This is a genomic window from Caldichromatium japonicum (assembly GCF_011290485.1).
Lineage (GTDB): Bacteria > Pseudomonadota > Gammaproteobacteria > Chromatiales > Chromatiaceae > Thermochromatium > Thermochromatium japonicum.
Map to the genome: position 1 here is coordinate 560,369 of NZ_CP048029.1, position 17,134 is coordinate 577,502.

The 17,134-nt window shown below is 60.8% G+C and carries 14 protein-coding genes, 1 tRNA gene and 1 pseudogene; 11 read left to right on the plus strand and 5 right to left on the minus strand.

The window, feature by feature from the left end; translation table 11 throughout:
- The first annotated feature begins 1 nt into the window (after position 1).
- The 4 genes from GWK36_RS02760 to GWK36_RS02775 all read left to right on the plus strand — a co-directional run bounded on the left by GWK36_RS02760 (position 2) and on the right by GWK36_RS02775 (position 2,353).
- The gene (locus GWK36_RS02760) at positions 2 to 331 is read left to right on the plus strand and encodes a hypothetical protein (protein ID WP_210756837.1); all 330 of its coding nucleotides are present in this window, start codon (positions 2 to 4) and stop codon (positions 329 to 331) included.
- Positions 332 to 337: 6 nt separating this feature from the next.
- Complete coding sequence (locus tag GWK36_RS02765) at positions 338 to 955, plus strand: hypothetical protein (RefSeq protein WP_166269873.1); 618 nt, start codon at positions 338 to 340, stop codon at positions 953 to 955.
- A gap of 52 nt (positions 956 to 1,007) precedes the next feature.
- Positions 1,008 to 1,352, plus strand: a complete 345-nt coding sequence (locus tag GWK36_RS02770; RefSeq protein ID WP_166269874.1) for a phage terminase large subunit — start codon at positions 1,008 to 1,010, stop codon at positions 1,350 to 1,352.
- Between the two features lie 296 nt (positions 1,353 to 1,648).
- Positions 1,649 to 2,353: an IS5 family transposase gene (locus GWK36_RS02775; RefSeq protein WP_246237772.1), complete on the plus strand. Its 705-nt coding sequence runs from the start codon at positions 1,649 to 1,651 to the stop codon at positions 2,351 to 2,353.
- 312 nt (positions 2,354 to 2,665) lie between these two features.
- Here the strand turns inward: GWK36_RS02775 and GWK36_RS02780 are convergent.
- From GWK36_RS02780 to GWK36_RS02790, 3 genes and pseudogenes are all read right to left on the minus strand, one after another.
- Positions 2,666 to 2,755, minus strand: a tRNA-Ser gene (locus GWK36_RS02780).
- Positions 2,756 to 2,876: 121 nt separating this feature from the next.
- A complete protein-coding gene (nhaD, locus tag GWK36_RS02785) occupies positions 2,877 to 4,289 on the minus strand; it encodes a sodium:proton antiporter NhaD (RefSeq protein WP_166269875.1) in 1,413 nt (470 codons plus the stop codon).
- A gap of 43 nt (positions 4,290 to 4,332) precedes the next feature.
- Positions 4,333 to 5,233: pseudogene (locus tag GWK36_RS02790) on the minus strand (winged helix-turn-helix domain-containing protein).
- A 525-nt stretch (positions 5,234 to 5,758) separates the two neighbouring features.
- Between GWK36_RS02790 and tyrS the strand changes: the two are divergent.
- Complete coding sequence (tyrS, locus tag GWK36_RS02795; protein ID WP_166269876.1) at positions 5,759 to 6,961, plus strand: tyrosine--tRNA ligase; 1,203 nt, start codon at positions 5,759 to 5,761, stop codon at positions 6,959 to 6,961.
- A 99-nt stretch (positions 6,962 to 7,060) separates the two neighbouring features.
- On the opposite strand, the gene GWK36_RS02800 is transcribed toward tyrS, so the two are convergent.
- Positions 7,061 to 7,990 carry a histone deacetylase family protein gene (locus GWK36_RS02800; RefSeq protein WP_166269877.1) on the minus strand — a complete coding sequence of 310 codons (930 nt, stop codon included), beginning with the start codon at positions 7,988 to 7,990 and terminating at the stop codon, positions 7,061 to 7,063.
- A 401-nt stretch (positions 7,991 to 8,391) separates the two neighbouring features.
- Here GWK36_RS02800 and GWK36_RS02805 point away from each other — a divergent pair, with 401 nt between their 5' ends.
- On the plus strand, positions 8,392 to 11,070 hold the full coding sequence (locus GWK36_RS02805) for a bifunctional acetate--CoA ligase family protein/GNAT family N-acetyltransferase (protein WP_166269878.1): 2,679 nt from the start codon (positions 8,392 to 8,394) through the stop codon (positions 11,068 to 11,070).
- An 83-nt stretch (positions 11,071 to 11,153) separates the two neighbouring features.
- Here GWK36_RS02805 and nadB read toward each other — a convergent pair whose 3' ends face one another.
- On the minus strand, positions 11,154 to 12,779 hold the full coding sequence (gene nadB, locus GWK36_RS02810; protein WP_166269879.1) for an L-aspartate oxidase: 1,626 nt from the start codon (positions 12,777 to 12,779) through the stop codon (positions 11,154 to 11,156).
- Between the two features lie 186 nt (positions 12,780 to 12,965).
- Here nadB and rpoE point away from each other — a divergent pair, with 186 nt between their 5' ends.
- From rpoE to GWK36_RS02835, 5 genes are all read left to right on the plus strand, one after another.
- A complete protein-coding gene (gene rpoE / locus GWK36_RS02815) occupies positions 12,966 to 13,544 on the plus strand; it encodes an RNA polymerase sigma factor RpoE (protein WP_166269880.1) in 579 nt (192 codons plus the stop codon).
- Positions 13,545 to 13,622: 78 nt separating this feature from the next.
- Complete coding sequence (locus tag GWK36_RS02820; protein WP_166269881.1) at positions 13,623 to 14,171, plus strand: sigma-E factor negative regulatory protein; 549 nt, start codon at positions 13,623 to 13,625, stop codon at positions 14,169 to 14,171.
- A complete protein-coding gene (locus GWK36_RS02825; protein ID WP_166269882.1) occupies positions 14,137 to 15,132 on the plus strand; it encodes a MucB/RseB C-terminal domain-containing protein in 996 nt (331 codons plus the stop codon). The genes GWK36_RS02820 and GWK36_RS02825 overlap by 35 nt, the downstream gene beginning before the upstream one ends.
- Positions 15,129 to 15,572 (plus strand): SoxR reducing system RseC family protein, encoded by a 444-nt coding sequence (locus GWK36_RS02830; protein WP_166269883.1) that lies wholly within the window; start codon positions 15,129 to 15,131, stop codon positions 15,570 to 15,572. Before GWK36_RS02825 ends, GWK36_RS02830 begins: the two co-directional genes overlap by 4 nt.
- A 58-nt stretch (positions 15,573 to 15,630) precedes the next feature.
- Positions 15,631 to 17,049: a DegQ family serine endoprotease gene (locus GWK36_RS02835; RefSeq protein ID WP_166269884.1), complete on the plus strand. Its 1,419-nt coding sequence runs from the start codon at positions 15,631 to 15,633 to the stop codon at positions 17,047 to 17,049.
- Positions 17,050 to 17,134: the final 85 nt, after the last annotated feature.

A 17,134-nucleotide genomic window follows, 5' to 3' on the forward strand; every position in this document is an offset into this window, starting at 1 on the left:
TATGTGGCTATGCCTCAATCAGGGCTTCTACTCCATCGTGCGCACGAAAGACCTGCCGCCCGGTCATCTACTGGTGCGTGCCCGGCGCGAAGGGGATCTCGAAAAACTGTGGCCGGACGCGGAGGTCAAGCGCACCGTCAGGAGTGACTACCTGTTTCGCGCCATCGTGCCGGAGCAGGTGGTCGCCGAAGCCGTGGCGCGCGAGGTGATCGGCATCGACTACGACAACTTCAAATCTAGTGTTGATGACCAGGCGCTGCACGATGCCTATCTCATAGTCTGGCGCGCCATGGCGCGTCTCCAGCGTCCGGCGCCTTACAGCCGAGGGTAATCTGCGATGCCATACGGCGTTCGTCTTCAGGCCGCCGAGTGGGAGGCCATCCGGCGTTCCTATGAGTACGACCCCGACGAGCCAACGCCGTGGGAAGCCGCGCGACGGGCGGCGGAAAAGCACGGCTTCCAGCTTCCGTCGCGGCAGACAATCTACAACCGACAGATCGCCGAGAAATGGGAGCGGCATAGTGGTCTGGCCGGCGTGGTGCAGGCGGCGCATCGCAAAGCCGATCGACTGGTCGAGCCTGACGGCTCGCCGGCTCCGCCTCCACCGCCGCCGCCAGAGACTCCGGCGCCGAAGGTCGACCGCCTCACGGAGGCGTATCAGGCCCGTCAGAACGCCGAGGACAAGCGTGCCGAGGTGCTGGCACGGCACCGCCAGGAATGGCGTCAGGTGGCCGTGTTGCGCCAGGAGGCGCTGCAACTGCGCCAGAGTGATCCGATCAAGGCCGACCAGCGCATGCGCTTGGCCAAGACCACGGCCGAGACGACCAAGATTCAACAGGAAGGCGAGCGCAAAGCCTGGGGCCTGGACGAGCCGCCGCCATTGCCGGATGTCACCAAGCTCTCAGACGAGCAGCTGAAAGCGCTAGCGCGGGGCAAGATTCCGGGCCTCGGTTGAGGCCAATGTCGTGACAGCAGAATGGGCGGGAACGCATCGCCGCCGATTCCGCATGAGCACGCCCGCCATCCGCCGCGCCCAGCATATCGCCATCCTCCAAGCTCGCGCCGAGCAGGAGCTGCGCCGCCGTGCTCGCGCCCGTGCGCGCGGTGATAATCTAGGCATTCAGCTTCCGCCCTGGGCCAGCGAGTTCCAGCGTCCGGCGCGCTACAAAGTCGCCTGGGGCGGCCGCGGATCGGCGAAATCTCACACTTTTGCTCGAATGCTGCTGATGCACGCCGCCGAGCGCCCAATGCGCATCCTGTGCGCGCGCGAGCTACAGATCAGTATCAAAGACTCAGTGCACCGGAAGATCTTTGGTGATGGGCCCGCCGTGATGCGGGCGATCCGCAAGTAGATCGCGTTCCAGGCCATTATGCACCAGACGGCGATGATGGCAGTCGATACGGTCCCGTCTCCAGGCCACAGGCTCGGCCAGGGCATCAGGATGTTTCTTTGCGCATCGCTGATCTAGGTCCTCTTCTCAATCGTGCGCATAGTGCTATGTCATATGCAAGCGAGGTTGCATAAATCGTTCACAGTCACTGACATGGCGAGGGGCTGTTCACAGTGGGTGAAGTCTGGTCATATCCTGACTTTTGCGCAGGAGTCAGGATGGAGCGGAAGATGTTATGAGATGAGCGGTGGGCACGCATTGAGCAGCTGTTACCGGGGAAGAAGAGCGATCCGGGTTGCACAGCGAGGGACAACCGGCGCGTTGTCGAAGCCGTGCTCTGGATCATGCGCACCGGCTGTCTGTGGCGCGATTTGCCAGCCGAGCTGGGCCACTGGCACCGGACATATGTGCGTTTCTCGCGCTGGCGCGAGAAAGGTGTTTGGGAGCGCGTGGCCGCCGCACTGCAAGGCGATGCCGACATGGAGCATCTGTTCATCGACTCGACCATCGTGCGCGCCCACTCACATTCTGCTGGCGCCCCAAAAAAAGCGGGCCAACAGGAAATCGGTCGCTTGCGGGGCGGGTTGACGACCAAACTGCACGTTGCGGTGGATGCCTTGGGCAATCCGCTGCGCGTCATTCTCTCGGCAGGGCAGGTCGCCGACATCGAGCAGGCCGCGGCGTTGATCCAGGACCAACCGACCGAGTGCGTCATTGCCGACAAGGGTTACGACTCGGATGCCCTTGTCGAAACGGTGACCGCACAGGGCAGCCAGGCGGTCATCCCCCCACGCTCCAACCGACTCAATCCGCGCTCGTTCAACCGGCATCTCTACAAAAACCGCAATCTGATCAAGCGCTTCTTCTGTCGCATCCAGCAATTCAGACGCATCGCCACGCGCTACGACAAGCTCGCCTCGTCTTCCCTGTCGTTCGTTTATCTGGCTTGCACCATCGCCTGATTGACTTGATTGAGAATACACCCTAGAGGTGCAGCGGGAAGGAAAGGTTGTTTACCCTGTTAGCCAGAATGGCATCCAGGCTGAAAGAGAAGAGATCGAGGCCATCATCGCGGCGCCGATCGACTGGGCCTCCTAGCCTGAGGGGGAAACAGGCGGCAGCGCCGAAAGAGGGGATCGCTAAGGCTAAGATCCATCTTACAAGGCCAGTTCGATAGCTGGAGTAGATAATAGCTGGAGTAGATATCAGCTGGGGTAGATTATCGCATGGCCTTGGCTTTTCCCCTTTGCAAACAAAGATTTGCGTGAGGGGATTGGCGGAGAGGGTGGGATTCGAACCCACGGTACGCTTGCGCGTACACCTGATTTCGAGTCAGGCCCGTTCGGCCACTCCGGCACCTCTCCGAATACTTTGGGCAGCAGGCGGATAAGTTTAATCGCGCGTCGATCCATTGTCCACGGCGCCGCCGGGATGGGATCGCGCTCCCTCCTGTCAAGGAGGGAGCAAAGATAGGCGCAGGGCACCTTAGCCATTGATCCAGAAATGGACGGCGATGCTCGCCAAAAAGCCTAGGGCGATCGCCGGGGTCCATTCGAGATGGCCGAAGAAGGTATAGGCGCCGCGCGTCTGACCCATCAAGGCCACACCTGCCGCCGAGCCGATCGAGAGCAGCGAACCGCCGACCCCAGCAGTCAGGGTCACTAAGAGCCACTGGGTCTGGTTCATGTCCGGCATCATGGTGAGGACTGCATACATGATCGGGATGTTATCGACCACTGCCGACAGCAGACCGACCGCGACATTGGCCAGGGTCGGCCCCCATTGGTGATAGATCACATCCGAGACCAGGGCGAGATAACCGATCTGCCCCAGACCGCCGACGCATAGGACCACGCCATAAAAGAACAACAGGGTATCCCATTCGACGCGTGCGACCTTGTTGAAGACATCGAAGGGGGTCATGTCGCCGACCAGGGCGGCGCGGTCTTCGTTACGGCTCTGCCAAAGGTTGTGGGTCCGTTTCAGATAGTAGCCGAAGAGCTGCAGATACCCGAGCCCGGTGAGCATCCCGATGACCGGTGGCAGATGCAGGAAATGATGGACGCTAACGGCGGTAGCGATGGTCAATAAAAACAGCACCATGATACGCCGTGCCCCCCGTTTCATATAGACACCATCCTCTTGGGCGGAGGGCTTGATCCGTGGCACGGCGAAGGTCATCAAGATCGCAGGGATCAAATAATTGACCACCGAGGGGATGAACAGCTTAAAGAAGCTAAAGAAATCGACCACGCCCTTTTGCCATACCATGAGGGTGGTGATGTCGCCGAAGGGACTAAAGGCCCCGCCGGCATTGGCGGCCACCACGATATTGATACAGGCTAGGGTGATGAAGGTCCGGTTATCGCCGCCGACCGCCATCACCACTGCGCACATCAGAAGCGCCGTGGTCAGATTGTCGGCAAAGGGAGAGATGAAAAAGGCAAGGGTGCCGCTCATCCAGAACAGGGCACGGAAACCAAATCCCTTGCGGATGATCCAGGCGCGCAGGGCTTCGAAGACGCCACGCTCCTCAAGGGCATTGATATAGGTCATGGCGACCAGGAGAAAGAGCATGAGCTCGGCGTATTCGAGCAGGGTATGGCGCACGGACACACCGGCGATCTCGGGTTGGCCCTGCTGAAGATAGGCATAGGCGATCAAACACCAGATGAGTCCAGCCGCGATGATCACGGGTTTGGACTTGCGCAAATGGAGAAACTCTTCCAAGACGACCAATGCATAGGCGATCACAAAGATCAGCAGTGCTAGATAACCGATGGTGTGGTCGGTGAGATCGATCGCCGAATGATCCGGAGCTCCCCCGCCAAAGGCCAGGGCCAGGCCGGGTAGGAAGAGGGCGAGCAGGCCAATGAGAAGGCTCTGAGCAGGCGGCATAGGACGATATTCTCCTTATTGATCCGAAACCAATGAATTTATATTACGCGGCATCATGGAGCTTGGGATGCTGGAAGTAGCGCATGATGCGTTGGGGGGAATTGAGAAGGCGGCGCAGGTGGCTGACGGTCGCCTTCTTCAGATCGCCCTTGGTGCGGGAGGGCGCCTGCGCGGTGATGGTGGCCTTGAGCATCTCGTTGGGGTTCAGTGCTGGGCTGTAGGAGGGGAGGGAGGAGGCCTCGATTTGATTGGCGCATGCAGCCAGCCAGGCCTTGACTGGCTTGGTGTGATGCACGCGCAGGTTGTCGAGGATGAGGAAGATCTTCTTGCCCCTGGCGTCCTTGACGAGCCGCTTCATGAAGTCGATCAGGATGTCGGCGTTCATCGCCCCCGCGAACGCCTTCCGACGCACCTTGCCGCGCACCTCGTCCGAGCGCAGCCCCGTTTCATCGCCCCAGTGGATTTCGGCGCCCTCGGCCTTGGCGCGCCGGGCAATGTCCGGGTAGATCTCCTCAAGCCACGTCTTGCCCGCCGGCGGGCTTTGCTCATAGGCGCGCCGAATCGGTTTCTGGGGCGTCAATCCCCAGCGCACCATGTACTTGCCCTCCCCCTGCGGCCTGAGCTCGATGCCAAAACGGTCGAGGATCAACTGCCGCACCGCCTGCCGGCTCCACAGCGCAAACGGCAGCTTCAGCTCATCCGGTGTCCCGTCGCACATGAGCTTGCGTATCTGGGCGTCCTGCTCCGCCAACAGCGCCCGCTTCTCGCCCACCTTGCGCCTACCCCGCTTGCCCTTGGGCCCCTTCGCGCCCATAGCGTTTGCAGATGTCGAACACCCCTGCGCCCAACAATCCCCTCTGCGCGCCTATCGCTTCATACGTCCAGCTACGCCGCCGCTCTTCGCGCGCCGCAAACGACAGCAATCTCATGTCTCGTCTTTCCATGCCCACGACATCAGGACAGCTCGCTCAATTTCAAAAGCATGTGTTTCTTATCAATAAAATCCTCCCTCGATGTTGTAGGCTACTGCACAAGATCGGGATTTGATGCCTGACTGAGATAAAACAATATTGTGCATCAATAAGATCCTGGCTTGGGCGGTATCTGGAGTGGAATGATATTAGTGGATGTCTTGCCCAAGCTTACGTGTACCCCGAAATAGTCAAAAAGGGTATAACCCGTACCCGCCGCGACGGCAAGGATCAAGATCTGTATCAAGAAACGCACAAATGGACGGCGCTGGCGCTGTGGCCTCCAAGTCGTGCGTTGAAATTGATAGTCGCGCATCACCAAAAATCCCAGCTGAAGGCGCCAAATCGCCCACCAAAACCTATAATGCCCTAGTGTAGTCAGATGGATATCCAGCAAACAAGGCTTGATCCTTGAGGGATGAATAGCGATCTTGCTAGTCTTAGATATTTTGGTGTTTTTGACCCTTTGCTGCCAAGATGCAGATTGATCCCACTATCATGGATCCTATTGAGCGATCGCTGGTCCTCATCCATCGCGGGACCGAGGAGATCTTGTTGCCAGACGCCTTGCGTAAGAAAATTGAGGAAGGGCGTCCTTTACGCATCAAGGCCGGTTTTGACCCGACGGCCCCCGACCTCCATCTGGGTCATACCGTGCTCCTTAACAAGCTGCGCCAGTTTCAGGAGCTTGGGCACGAGGTCCTGTTCTTGATCGGCGACTTCACCGCCATGATCGGAGACCCTACGGGCAAAAGCGCAACCCGCAAGCCGCTCTCGCGCGAAGAGGTCGAGCGCAATGCCCAGACCTATAAGGATCAGGTCTTTCGCATTTTAGACCCCGCCAAGACCCAGGTCCTCTTCAACAGCCAGTGGCTGGATCAACTGGGTGCCACGGGTCTAATCCAGTTGGCCGCGCGCCAGACCGTTGCCCGCATGCTGGAGCGGGAAGACTTTGCCAAGCGCTACAAATCCGGCCAGCCGATCGCGATCCACGAGTTCCTCTATCCGCTCCTCCAGGGCTATGACTCGGTGGTGCTCCGCGCCGACGTCGAGCTCGGCGGGACCGATCAAAGGTTCAATCTCCTGATGGGCCGCCAGCTCCAAGAGGACTATGGCCAAGAGCCTCAGGTCGTCATCACCCTGCCGCTCCTCGAGGGTTTGGACGGCGTTCAAAAGATGTCGAAATCGCTCGGCAACTATGTGGGGATCACCGACCCTCCCGAGGAGATGTTCGGCAAGCTGATGTCGATCTCGGACGAGCTGATGTGGCGTTATTTTGAGCTCTTGAGCTTCCGCGATCTCTCCGAGATCGTCGCCATGCGCCAAGCTGTAGCAGAGGGCGCCAATCCGCGCGACATCAAGTTTGAATTAGCCTTAGAACTCGTCGGGCGCTTTCACGGCGCAGAGCAGGCGCGCCGCGCCCAGGAATCCTTCATCGCCCGCTTCCAAAAGGGGCAGATGCCCGAAGAGATAGAGCAATTGGAGCTTAGCTGCGCCGAGGATAGCGGAATGTCGCTTGGCTATCTGCTCAAGGCGGCAGGTCTGGTCGCCAGCACCTCAGAGGGCATCCGCATGGTACAGCAAGGGGCGGTGCGGATCGATGGCGAACGCATCTCCAATCCCCGCCACCTGTGCGCCCGCGGCAGCGAACACGTCTATCAGGTCGGAAAACACCGCTTCGCGCGGGTGCGTCTGATTTAAGGTAAGCAGATGGGATGGGCACTGGTAGCGCCTACCCTGCTAGTTTTGGGGTGCCGGCGCCCATCGGCATCTAACCCTGTCTAGCCCGTCTCCTAAGGCTCAATGACCCAACAAGGCATCGAGATGGGCGGCGACCGACCTTCCCAAGGCCGACAATGCATAGCCGCCTTCGAGACAGGAAACGATCCGCCCTTGGGCATGCCGCTCGGCGATGCGTTTGAGTTCGCGCGTCATCCAGGCGTAATCGGCCTCGCGTAGATTGAAGTGCGCCATGTCGTCCTCGGCATGACCGTCGAAGCCCGCCGAGACCAGGATGAGTTGTGGCGCGAACTCATCGACCCTTGTCAGCCATCTCGACTCGACCGCGGCCTTGAATGCCTGACCATCGGTACGCGCGGGCAGGGGTAGATTGATGACATTGGGGGCGCAGGTGTCAGCTCCAGTCCCTGGATAAAAGGGGTGTTGGAAGCTCGAGCAAAAGAGGATGTGCTCGTCGTTGAGTACGATCTCCTCGGTGCCATTGCCGTGGTGGACATCGAAATCGACGATGGCGACCCGCTGGAGTCCATGCTGTTCCAGGGCATGAAGAGCGGCGATGGCGACATTGTTGAAGAGACAAAAGCCGCTGCCGCTCGCCCGTCCAGCATGGTGTCCTGGCGGGCGGATGGCGCAGAATGCAGCATGATGGCGCCCTGCCAACACCAGATCGACGCCAAGGATGGCAGCGCCGGCGGCATGCAAGGCCGCCTCCAAGGTGCGATGATTCATGGCGGTGTCGCCATCGATCCATACCAGGACATCACCGACCCGGGGGGCAGCCGACCGGATCATCTCGATATAGTCCAGGTCATGGACGCGGGCGATCTGTTCGAGACTGGCCGGTGGTGCATCATAATGGGTCAAGAGCATCTCGATGCCCGCGGCGATCAGCCGGTCCTGGATCGCAGACAGGCGCTCTGGGCATTCGGGATGATGGGCGCCCATGCGATGTTCGCGGCAAACAGGATGTGAAATAAATGCCAGATTCATGACGAGAGCACCCTGCGTGGATGTTGACTCGTGCCCGTTTGCGGGTGGTGTACGGTGTCCCAGTGCGGGAAGGGCCTGCAGACGATATCTGACGCCGCTGGGCCAGTTTCTCCGAGCAGGGACCCTGTCATCATTTTGCAAAACGGGGATTCATCTAACAATGTTTTAAAGGGACGACCCTGTTCAACTGGCTTGCGGATACCTTAGTTAGCATCTTCCGCTCGCTTGCGCCGACTGTGCAAAACGGCGAACGTGCTGTGAGGGCCGGCGATCCGAACGGCGCCATCCCGTCGCCTGTTTCTGAGCACCGCCCAAGGGCGGGGCAGACAATGAGAGATGCAGAGGTTGGGCAATGGCATCCCGCACCCCTCCGGAAAGAACCGATACGCGCGAATCCTCCTATGCGTTTGACCGACATCGATCAACTCTTCACCCCCACGGCGGTCGCGGTTTTCGGTGCAAGCGAGCAGCCCACTTCGATCGGCGGCTTGGTCTTTCGCAACCTGCTTGCTGGCGGTTATAAGGGACAGTGCTACGCCGTCAATCCCAAATATGCCCAGATTCTGGACCACCCCTGCTATAAGCACTTGAGCGAGATCGACAAGCAGATCGATCTCGCTTTGATTGCGATCCCCGCCGATCAGGTGCCTGCGGTGCTCGATCAGTGCGGCAGCTATGGCGTCAAGGCAGCAGTGGTCTATTCGGCTGGGTTTGCCGAGCGCGGCGAGATAGGGTTGGCGTTACAGGAGCGGATGGTCGAGGCGGCGCGGCGCAACCGCATCCGGGTCATGGGGCCGAATTGTCTAGGGGTGATACGCCCCCAGCATGCGCTGAATGCAAGTGTTGCTGAACACCTGCCGCGCCGCGGCAATGTGGCCCTGGTTTCGCAATCGGGTGCGATCTGCACCGCCATGATCGACTGGGCCGAGTCGCGCGGGGTGGGCTTTTCGGTGGTCGTGTCTTTGGGTGCAGCGGCGGATGTCGATTTCGGGGATGTCCTGGACTATCTGGCGCTCGATCCCCAGACCCAGTGCATCCTGCTCTATGTCGAGGGGGTGCGCAATGCCCGTCATTTCATGAGCGGTCTGCGCGCCGCGGCCCGCATCAAACCCGTCGTGGTCGTCAAGGCTGGGCGTCATCCGGCCGGTACGCGGGCGATCAAGTCGCATACCGGTGGGTTCGTCGGCTCGGCCGAGGTCTTTCGGGCGGTCACCGAGCGGGCGGGTGTGGTGCAGGTGGGCAACCTGGAACAGCTCTTTGCCGCTGCTCAGGTCTTTGGGGCGCGGCGGCGCCTGCATGGCGATCGCATCGCCATCATCACCAATGGCGGCGGCCCCGGGGTGCTCGCCGCTGACCGCGCGGTCGAGCTCGGACTACGTCTGGCGACCCTTTCGGACAAGACCCGTCAGACCCTCGAACAGGTCCTTCCCGATCATTGGTCGCATGGCAACCCCATCGACATCATCGGGGATGCCACGCCCGAGCGTTATCGCGCTGCCTTGACCGCCTGTCTTGCTGATCCCGAGGTCGATGGGGTGCTGTGCATCTTTTCCCCTCTGGTCTTTGCCGATCCGTTGACCGCGGCCCAACAGGTTGTCGAAGCCACGCGCGATAGCCGCAAGCCGGTGCTCGCCTGTTGGATGGGGGGTGAGCGTGTCCAGGAGGCGCGGACTCTGCTCTCTCAACAGAATCTCCCGCATTTCGACAGTCCTGAAACGGCGATCGAAGCCCTATCGTTCCTGGCCGCACATCAACGTAATCAAAAACTCTTGATGCAATCGCCGGCGCCGCTCTCCTACGAGGACCCGCCAGACGTCGAGGGAGCGCGCCTGATCATCGAGGGGGTGATGGCCGAGGGGCGCAAGGTCTTGGGGACCGTCGAGGCCAAGGCGATCCTGGCGGCCTTTCGCATCCCGACAATGCAGGCGATCTTGACCCGTACCCCGAACGAGGCGCTGATGTCCGCTGAATCCTTGGGCCTGCCGGTGGTCATGAAGATCAGCTCGCCCGACCTTGAGCACAAGTCAGACGTCGATGGGGTCAGGCTCAATATCGACGATGCTCAATCGGTGCGCCGTACCTTTACCGAGATCCTAGAACGCGCCCGCCGTCTGCGTCCCGAGGCCCGCCTCGATGGGGTCACGGTCGAGCGCATGGTGGCTACCCGTGCGGCCCGCGAGCTGATGATCGCGGTCTTTCGCGACAAGATCTTCGGTCCGGTAATCGCCTTCGGCGCCGGTGGCGCCACCTTCGAGATCCTCGGTGATCGGGCGCTAGCACTTCCACCGCTCAATGCCTTTATCATCGAGACCCTGATCGACCATACGCGGATCGCGCGGCTGATGGGCGCCTTTCAGCACATGCCGCCGATGAACCGGGTAGCGCTCGCGCGCATCCTCCAGCGCGTCTCGGAGATGGTCTGCGAGCTCCCTGAGATCATCGCCATGGACATTAATCCGCTGATCGGCAACGACAAGGAGGTGATCGCGGTCGATGTGCGCATCAAGGTCGATTATCGCCCGCCGCAGCTCCCCCCCTATGGCCACATGGCCATCCATCCCTATCCTAGCCATCTGATCGAATGCGTCCAGCTCCCTGATGGTCGGGATCTGATCATCCGCCCGATCCGCCCCGAGGATGCCGAGATGGAACAGGCATTCGTCCGCGGTCTGTCCGAACAGACCAAGTATTTCCGTTTCATGCAGGCGATCAAGGAGTTGACGCCCGAGATGCTGGTGCGCTTCACCCAGATCGATTACGACCGCGAGATGGCCCTGATCGGGGTCATGAAGGAGGGCAACGCCGAGATCGAGGTTGGGGTCGCGCGCTATATGGGCCGGCCAGGCGGCGAGAGCTGCGAGTTTGCCATCGTGGTTTCGGACCAGCATCGTAATCTGGGGATCGGTTCGCGCCTGATGCGCTCGCTTATGCAAAACGCCCGCTCGCGCGGCTTTCGCACCATGGAGGGTGACGTCCTGGCGGTCAACACCCGCATGCTCGCTCTGGTAAAGTCCCTCGGCTTTCGTATCGAGAATGACCCGCAAGATCCCGCCCTGAAGCGGGTGATCAAAGTCTTGTGAGGTTCGAGCTGTGTTGTCTATGGATTGGCTTTCGCCGGGATGCTTGCTGAGACGGCGTCGAGGGAGGGTACGCAATGCGTACCCTACATCTTGCGCGGGCGGTAATGATCGGGGATCAGGATCGTCGGCTGGCGTTGACTCGGGTCCTTGAAAGGATAGTCGAGGGTGTAATGCAGCCCGCGGCTTTCGCGTCGCCTCAGTGCCGATTGGATGATGAGGTCGGCCACCTCGATGAGGTTGCGAAGCTCGATCAGGTCGTTGCTGACCCGAAAGTGGCTGTAATACTCGACCACTTCGTGCGCGAGGAGATCGACCCGGTGCTTGGCGCGATAAAGCCTCTTGTTGGTGCGCACGATCCCGACATAGTCCCACATGAAGCGCCTGAGTTCCTCCCAGTTGTGCGCCACCACCACCTCCTCATCGGGCTCGGTGACCCGGCTTTCGTCCCAGGGCGGGGCCTCGGGGGGCGGCGGGACCTCCGCGATCCGCCGGCTGATGTCGGCGGCTGCGGATTCGGCATAGACCAGGCATTCCAAGAGCGAATTACTGGCCATGCGGTTGGCACCATGCAATCCCGTATAGGCCGTCTCGCCGATGGCATAGAGCCCGGGGAGGTCGGTATGCGCCTGGCGGTCGACTATTACCCCGCCGCAGGTGTAATGCGCCGCCGGCACCACGGGGATCGGCTCGCGGGTGATGTCGATCCCAAGCTCCAGGCAGCGCTGATGGATGGTCGGGAAGTGCTCGATGATGAAATCGGCGGGGCGGTGCGAGATGTCGAGATAGACACAGGCGCTCCCTAAGCGTTTCATCTCGTGATCGATGGCGCGGGCCACGATGTCGCGCGGGGCAAGCTCGGTGCGCGGGTCGAAGCGATGCATGAAAGGCTCGCCATTGGGCAGAAGGAGACGTGCGCCCTCGCCGCGCAGGGCCTCGGTGATCAAGAACGACCGCGCCTCTGGGTGATAAAGACAGGTGGGATGGAACTGCATGAACTCCATGTTCGCCACCCGGCAGCCCGCCCGCCAGGCCATGGCGATCCCATCCCCCGTCGAGACGTCGGGATTGCTGGTATAGAGATAGACCTTATTGGCCCCGCCGGTGGCGAGCGCCACGAATCGAGCGAGAAAGGTTTCGACCTTGCCGGTCTTGAGATCTAGGATATAGGCGCCCAGACAGCGATGGTCGCTGCTCTCTGGCAGGTGGCGGCTGGTGATCAGATCGACGGCGATGTGGTGTTCATAGATCGTCACATTGGTACGTGCGCGCGCCTGGGCCTCGAGGGTCGTGGCGATCGCGCGGCCGGTGGCATCCGCGGCATGGACCACTCGCCGATGGGTATGCCCCCCCTCGCGGGTCAGGTGATACCCCCCGCCGTTTTCGCTATCTCGGGTAAACTCCACCCCTTGGTCGAGAAGCCAGCGGATATTGTCAGGGCCGCGCGCTACGACATGGCGCACCACCTCGGGATCGCACAACCCAGCGCCCGTCTTGAGGGTGTCCTGGACATGCGATTCAATGGAGTCATGGGCATCGAGGACCGCCGAGATCCCGCCTTGGGCATAGAGGGTGCTGCCTTCCTTGAGCTCACGCTTGGAGACGAGTCCGACCGAAAGATGTGGGTCGAGGCGTAAGGCAAGGCTCAAGCCTGCAGCGCCGCTGCCCAGGATCAGGACGTCGTGGCGGTAGAGGGGACTGGCTGCTGACATGGTGACTGACCTGCGCTGTCGCTGTCATAAAGCTGTAAGGTTGTCGATTTTCCGCCTTGGATCAAGTGTTCGTGCCTCACCCCAAAAAACAGGTGTCGTTAGATTTGACCTTAGCCAAGAACTTATTCATCAGCGGGTGGTCAATCGCTCTTGAGTCAGGCTTACTAGCACAAGCGGGTTGGCGGGATGCCTGAGCGCCACACCGATCAAGAGCTGGTGAGACGGGCTCAGCAAGGCGACAAGCGCGCCTTTGATCTCCTGGTGATCAAATACCAGCAAAAGATTGCCGGGCTTATCGCACACTATGTGCGTGATACGGACGAGATCCTGGATATCGCCCAGGAGGCGTTCATCAAGGCCTATCGCGCCTTACCAAGTTTTCGCGGCGAGAGCGCCTTTTACACCTGGCTCTACCGGATCGCCGTGAATACGGTCAAGAACCACCTAGCGACCCAGGGGCGGCGTCCGCCGGGTGAAGACATCGAGGCCGAACTGGCTGAACAATTGGATATCGGCGGACGGTTGCGTGAGCATGCGACACCTGAACGCCATCTCTTAAGCGAGGAGATTGCGATGAAGGTCCAGCATACCCTCGACGATCTGCCCGACGAGTTGCGGACCGCGCTAGTCCTGCGCGAGATCGAGGGCATGAGCTATGAAGAGATCGCTACAGCGATGAAGTGCCCGATTGGAACCGTGCGCTCGCGGATCTTCCGCGCACGGGAGGCGATCGATAAACGGCTCAAGGCCCTGCTCGAGGACTAAATACTGGCTGAACGAGCTGTTCAGCGCCCCTTGTGGCGGGCGCTCCATCCAAAGACGATCAGCAGGGGCTTGAGAACCATGAGCGAGGAGTACCGACAACGGCTTTCTGAATTGCAGGACGGTGAACTGGCTGAGCAGCAGATCAATGACCTGCTCGATGCAGTTGCCTCCGATCCTGCGCTGCGCGCTTGCTGGGAGCGTTATGCGCTCATCGGCCAGGCATTGCGCGGTGAGGGCATCGACCCGGGGGTACGGATTCTGGCCGAGCGGGTGCGGTCGGTCGTGCAGACCGCACCGGTCATCGGCACACCGGCACAGATCCATCCCTGGCCGCGCCATGCCCCACACCGGCTAACCACGTGGGCGCTCGCGGCCTCTGTAGTCCTGGTCGCGGTGCTGGCCCTGCCGCTGATAATGCAAGATCGATCCAGGCTGCAGACCTCCCCCTCCCTTGCCGCGCGTCTGCCTCAACAGTCACCCGAAGTGCAGCGCTGGCAGATCGAGCGCCCCGAGTTTGCCAGCAAGCTGGACCGCTATCTTGTCACCCATCAGGCCGCAGCCCCAGCAACTGCAGCTCAAGGATTTCTGCCTTATGTCACGCTCGTCAGTCATCCCGTCGGCCGCTGAGCGTTGGGCGAGACGCGGCCTCGCCCTGCTCTGCTTACTAGCGGCCTGGGGTGTCGGCGCCGAAGGGCCAACGGAACCCTCGGCCCCACCTGAGATCCTGCTCGCCCGCATGAATCAGGCCCTGCGCTCACTCGATTACGATGGGATCGTCGTCTATCTCCATCAAAATCATCTCGAGACCCTGAGTCTCGATCACCGGATTCGCGACGGCCAGATCGCTGAGCGCCTGATTGCGCTCAGCGGACCGATCCGCGCCGTGGCGCGCGGCGCCGACCGCCTCAATTGCGTGCTCCCCGATGGGCGACCGATCTCGGTCGAGCGCACTGGCGGCACCGGGGTGCTGGATACCGAAGGGATCGATCCAGAGTCTTTAAGGGCTTATTACCAGATCGAATATCTGGGTGTCTCACGCATCGCCGGGCGTGAGACCGAGGTCGTCGGGATCCTGCCCAAGGACGATCTGCGCTATGGTTATCGTTTTTATATCGACCGCACCACGGCCCTGCCGCTCAAATCCGACCTGATCGACCGGCAGCAAGAGCCGCTGGAACAGCTCATGTTCACCACGATCAATATCCATCCGGCCTTGCAGTTGCCCGCGATCCCCCCTCAGCCGACTCCCTCCATCCGCCGCGCCCCCGCCACGGCAACGAGTAGCGCCTGGCGCTTCGATCCCCAACCCGCGGGCTTTACCCTCGTGATGGAGCGGCGCATCACCCAACCTGAGGGGACCGTGGCCGAGCATTTTCTCTTTACCGATCGCCTCTCCTCCTATTCGGTCTATATCGAGCTGGCCAGCGCGGACGCGCTCGAGGGACCGGCCAGTATCGGTTCGGTCCATGCAGCAGGTCGGCGCCTGGGCGATTATCAGATCATTGCCGTCGGTGAGGTGCCGCAGATGACGGTCGAGGCATCGGTCGCCGCTGTACACCGCATTGCTTCCCAGGGTGATCGGCCATGATCGAGGAGGCTGCCACTGTCATCGCCGTCGAAGGCGAATGGGCGCAGGTCTCCGCTATGCGTCAGGCCGCCTGTGGGCAATGTGGGGCTCAGGGAGCTTGCGGCACCGCCATGATCGCGCGGTTGTTTCCAGGCCATGACTCGGTGCTGCGTGTCCATAATCCGATCGGCGCTCGGGTCGGCGAACGGGTCGCGCTTGGATTGGCAACGGGGGTGATGCTGCGGCTGACGGCACTGGCCTATCTGATGCCCGCTGCTGCCCTCATCCTGGGCGCAGTCCTCGGCGAGCGCCTGGGCGGTCCGCATGCCGGGCCTGCCAGCATCCTAGGCGCCCTGAGCGGCCTGGGGCTAGCATTCTGGTTACTCGGCATTTACAGTTTGCGGCTGGCCCGTCAACCAGCGCATCAGCCCGTGATCCTCAGGCGCCTGGATGATGCTTAAGACCGCTATCCCCGCTGATTGGTTTTAACAATCAATGTGTTCAGCACTTGGAGTCGCCATGTCATACGGATTCCTATCGCGTCTGTCTTCTCTTGTGTTGATCGGTATCCTGCTCAGTGGGTCAGCCTTGGCCAAGGAGCTGCCGGATTTCACCAGTCTGGTCGCTGAAAACGGGCCGGCGGTGGTCAATATCAGCACCAAGCAGTCAACCTCCATCCCGCGTCGTTTGCGTGATCTGCCGATGCCCAAGCTTCCCGACGGTAGCCCGCTCGAGGAGTTCTTCCGGCATTTCTTCGGCGAGGACGGTCCCTTACCTGAAGACGATATTCAGGGACGCTCTCTGGGTTCTGGCTTCTTCATCTCGGCGGATGGCGATGTCCTGACCAATGCGCATGTTGTCGAGGGCGCCGACGAAATCATCGTGCGTACCAGCGACCGGCGCGAGTTCATCGCCAAGGTGATCGGCAGCGATAAACGCAGTGATATCGCTTTGCTCAAGGTCGAGGCGACGAACATCCCCAAGGTGCATATCGGTTCGAGCAAGGATCTGGAGGTCGGTGAATGGGTCTTGGCCATCGGGTCACCCTTTGGCTTTGAGTCCTCGGCTACCGCTGGCATCGTCAGTGCCAAGGGACGCAGCCTGCCGAGTGAAAACTATGTGCCCTTCATCCAGACCGATGTCGCGATCAACCCAGGCAATTCGGGCGGTCCCCTGTTCAATCTCAAGGGGGAGGTCGTGGGGGTCAATAGCCAGATCTATAGCCGCACCGGCGGTTTTATGGGCCTGTCGTTTGCCATCCCCATCGAGGTGGCGATGGATGTGGTCGAGCAGCTCAAAACCAAGGGCCGGGTCAGCCGCGGCTGGTTGGGGGTATTGATCCAGGATGTGACCCGTGAATTGGCCGAGTCATTTGGCATGCCCCAGCCGCGCGGCGCCCTGATCGCCAAGGTCCTGCCCAATAGCCCGGCGGCGGCTGCGGGTTTGCAAGTAGGCGATGTGATCCTGTCATACAATGGGCGCGAGATCCCGACCTCTAGTAGCCTGCCCCCCCTGGTCGGCGCGACCCATGTGGGCGAGAGCGCCAAGCTTGTTGTCTTGCGTCAGGGCAAACAGATCGAACTGACGATCAAGATCGAGGAGTTACCCGACGAGGATCAGCTCGCCTCCAATGACAAAGGCAGCGATAAACCGAGTGCCAATCGCTTGGGGTTGGTCGTGCGCGATCTGACTGCCGATGAACGCCGTCAGCTCGAGGTGGACGGCGGTGTCTTGATCGAGTCGGTCGAGCGGGGCCCAGCTGCTGCCGTCGGTCTTGCCGGGGGCGATGTCATCTTGATGCTCGACAATCAACCTGTAAGCAACCGTGCCGATTTCGATCGTATCCTGGAGAAGATCGAGCCCGGGCGCGCTGTGGCGGTTTTGATCCAGCGCGGTGACAGCCGGATGTTTTACGCCTTCAAACTGCCCAAGCCGTAAAACAGGCGTTCTTCTTTGCTCAGAGCAGGCGCCTTGTTGTCCGCCGAGGACCAAGGCGCCATTGTTTTGTTATCATCATCCGCTT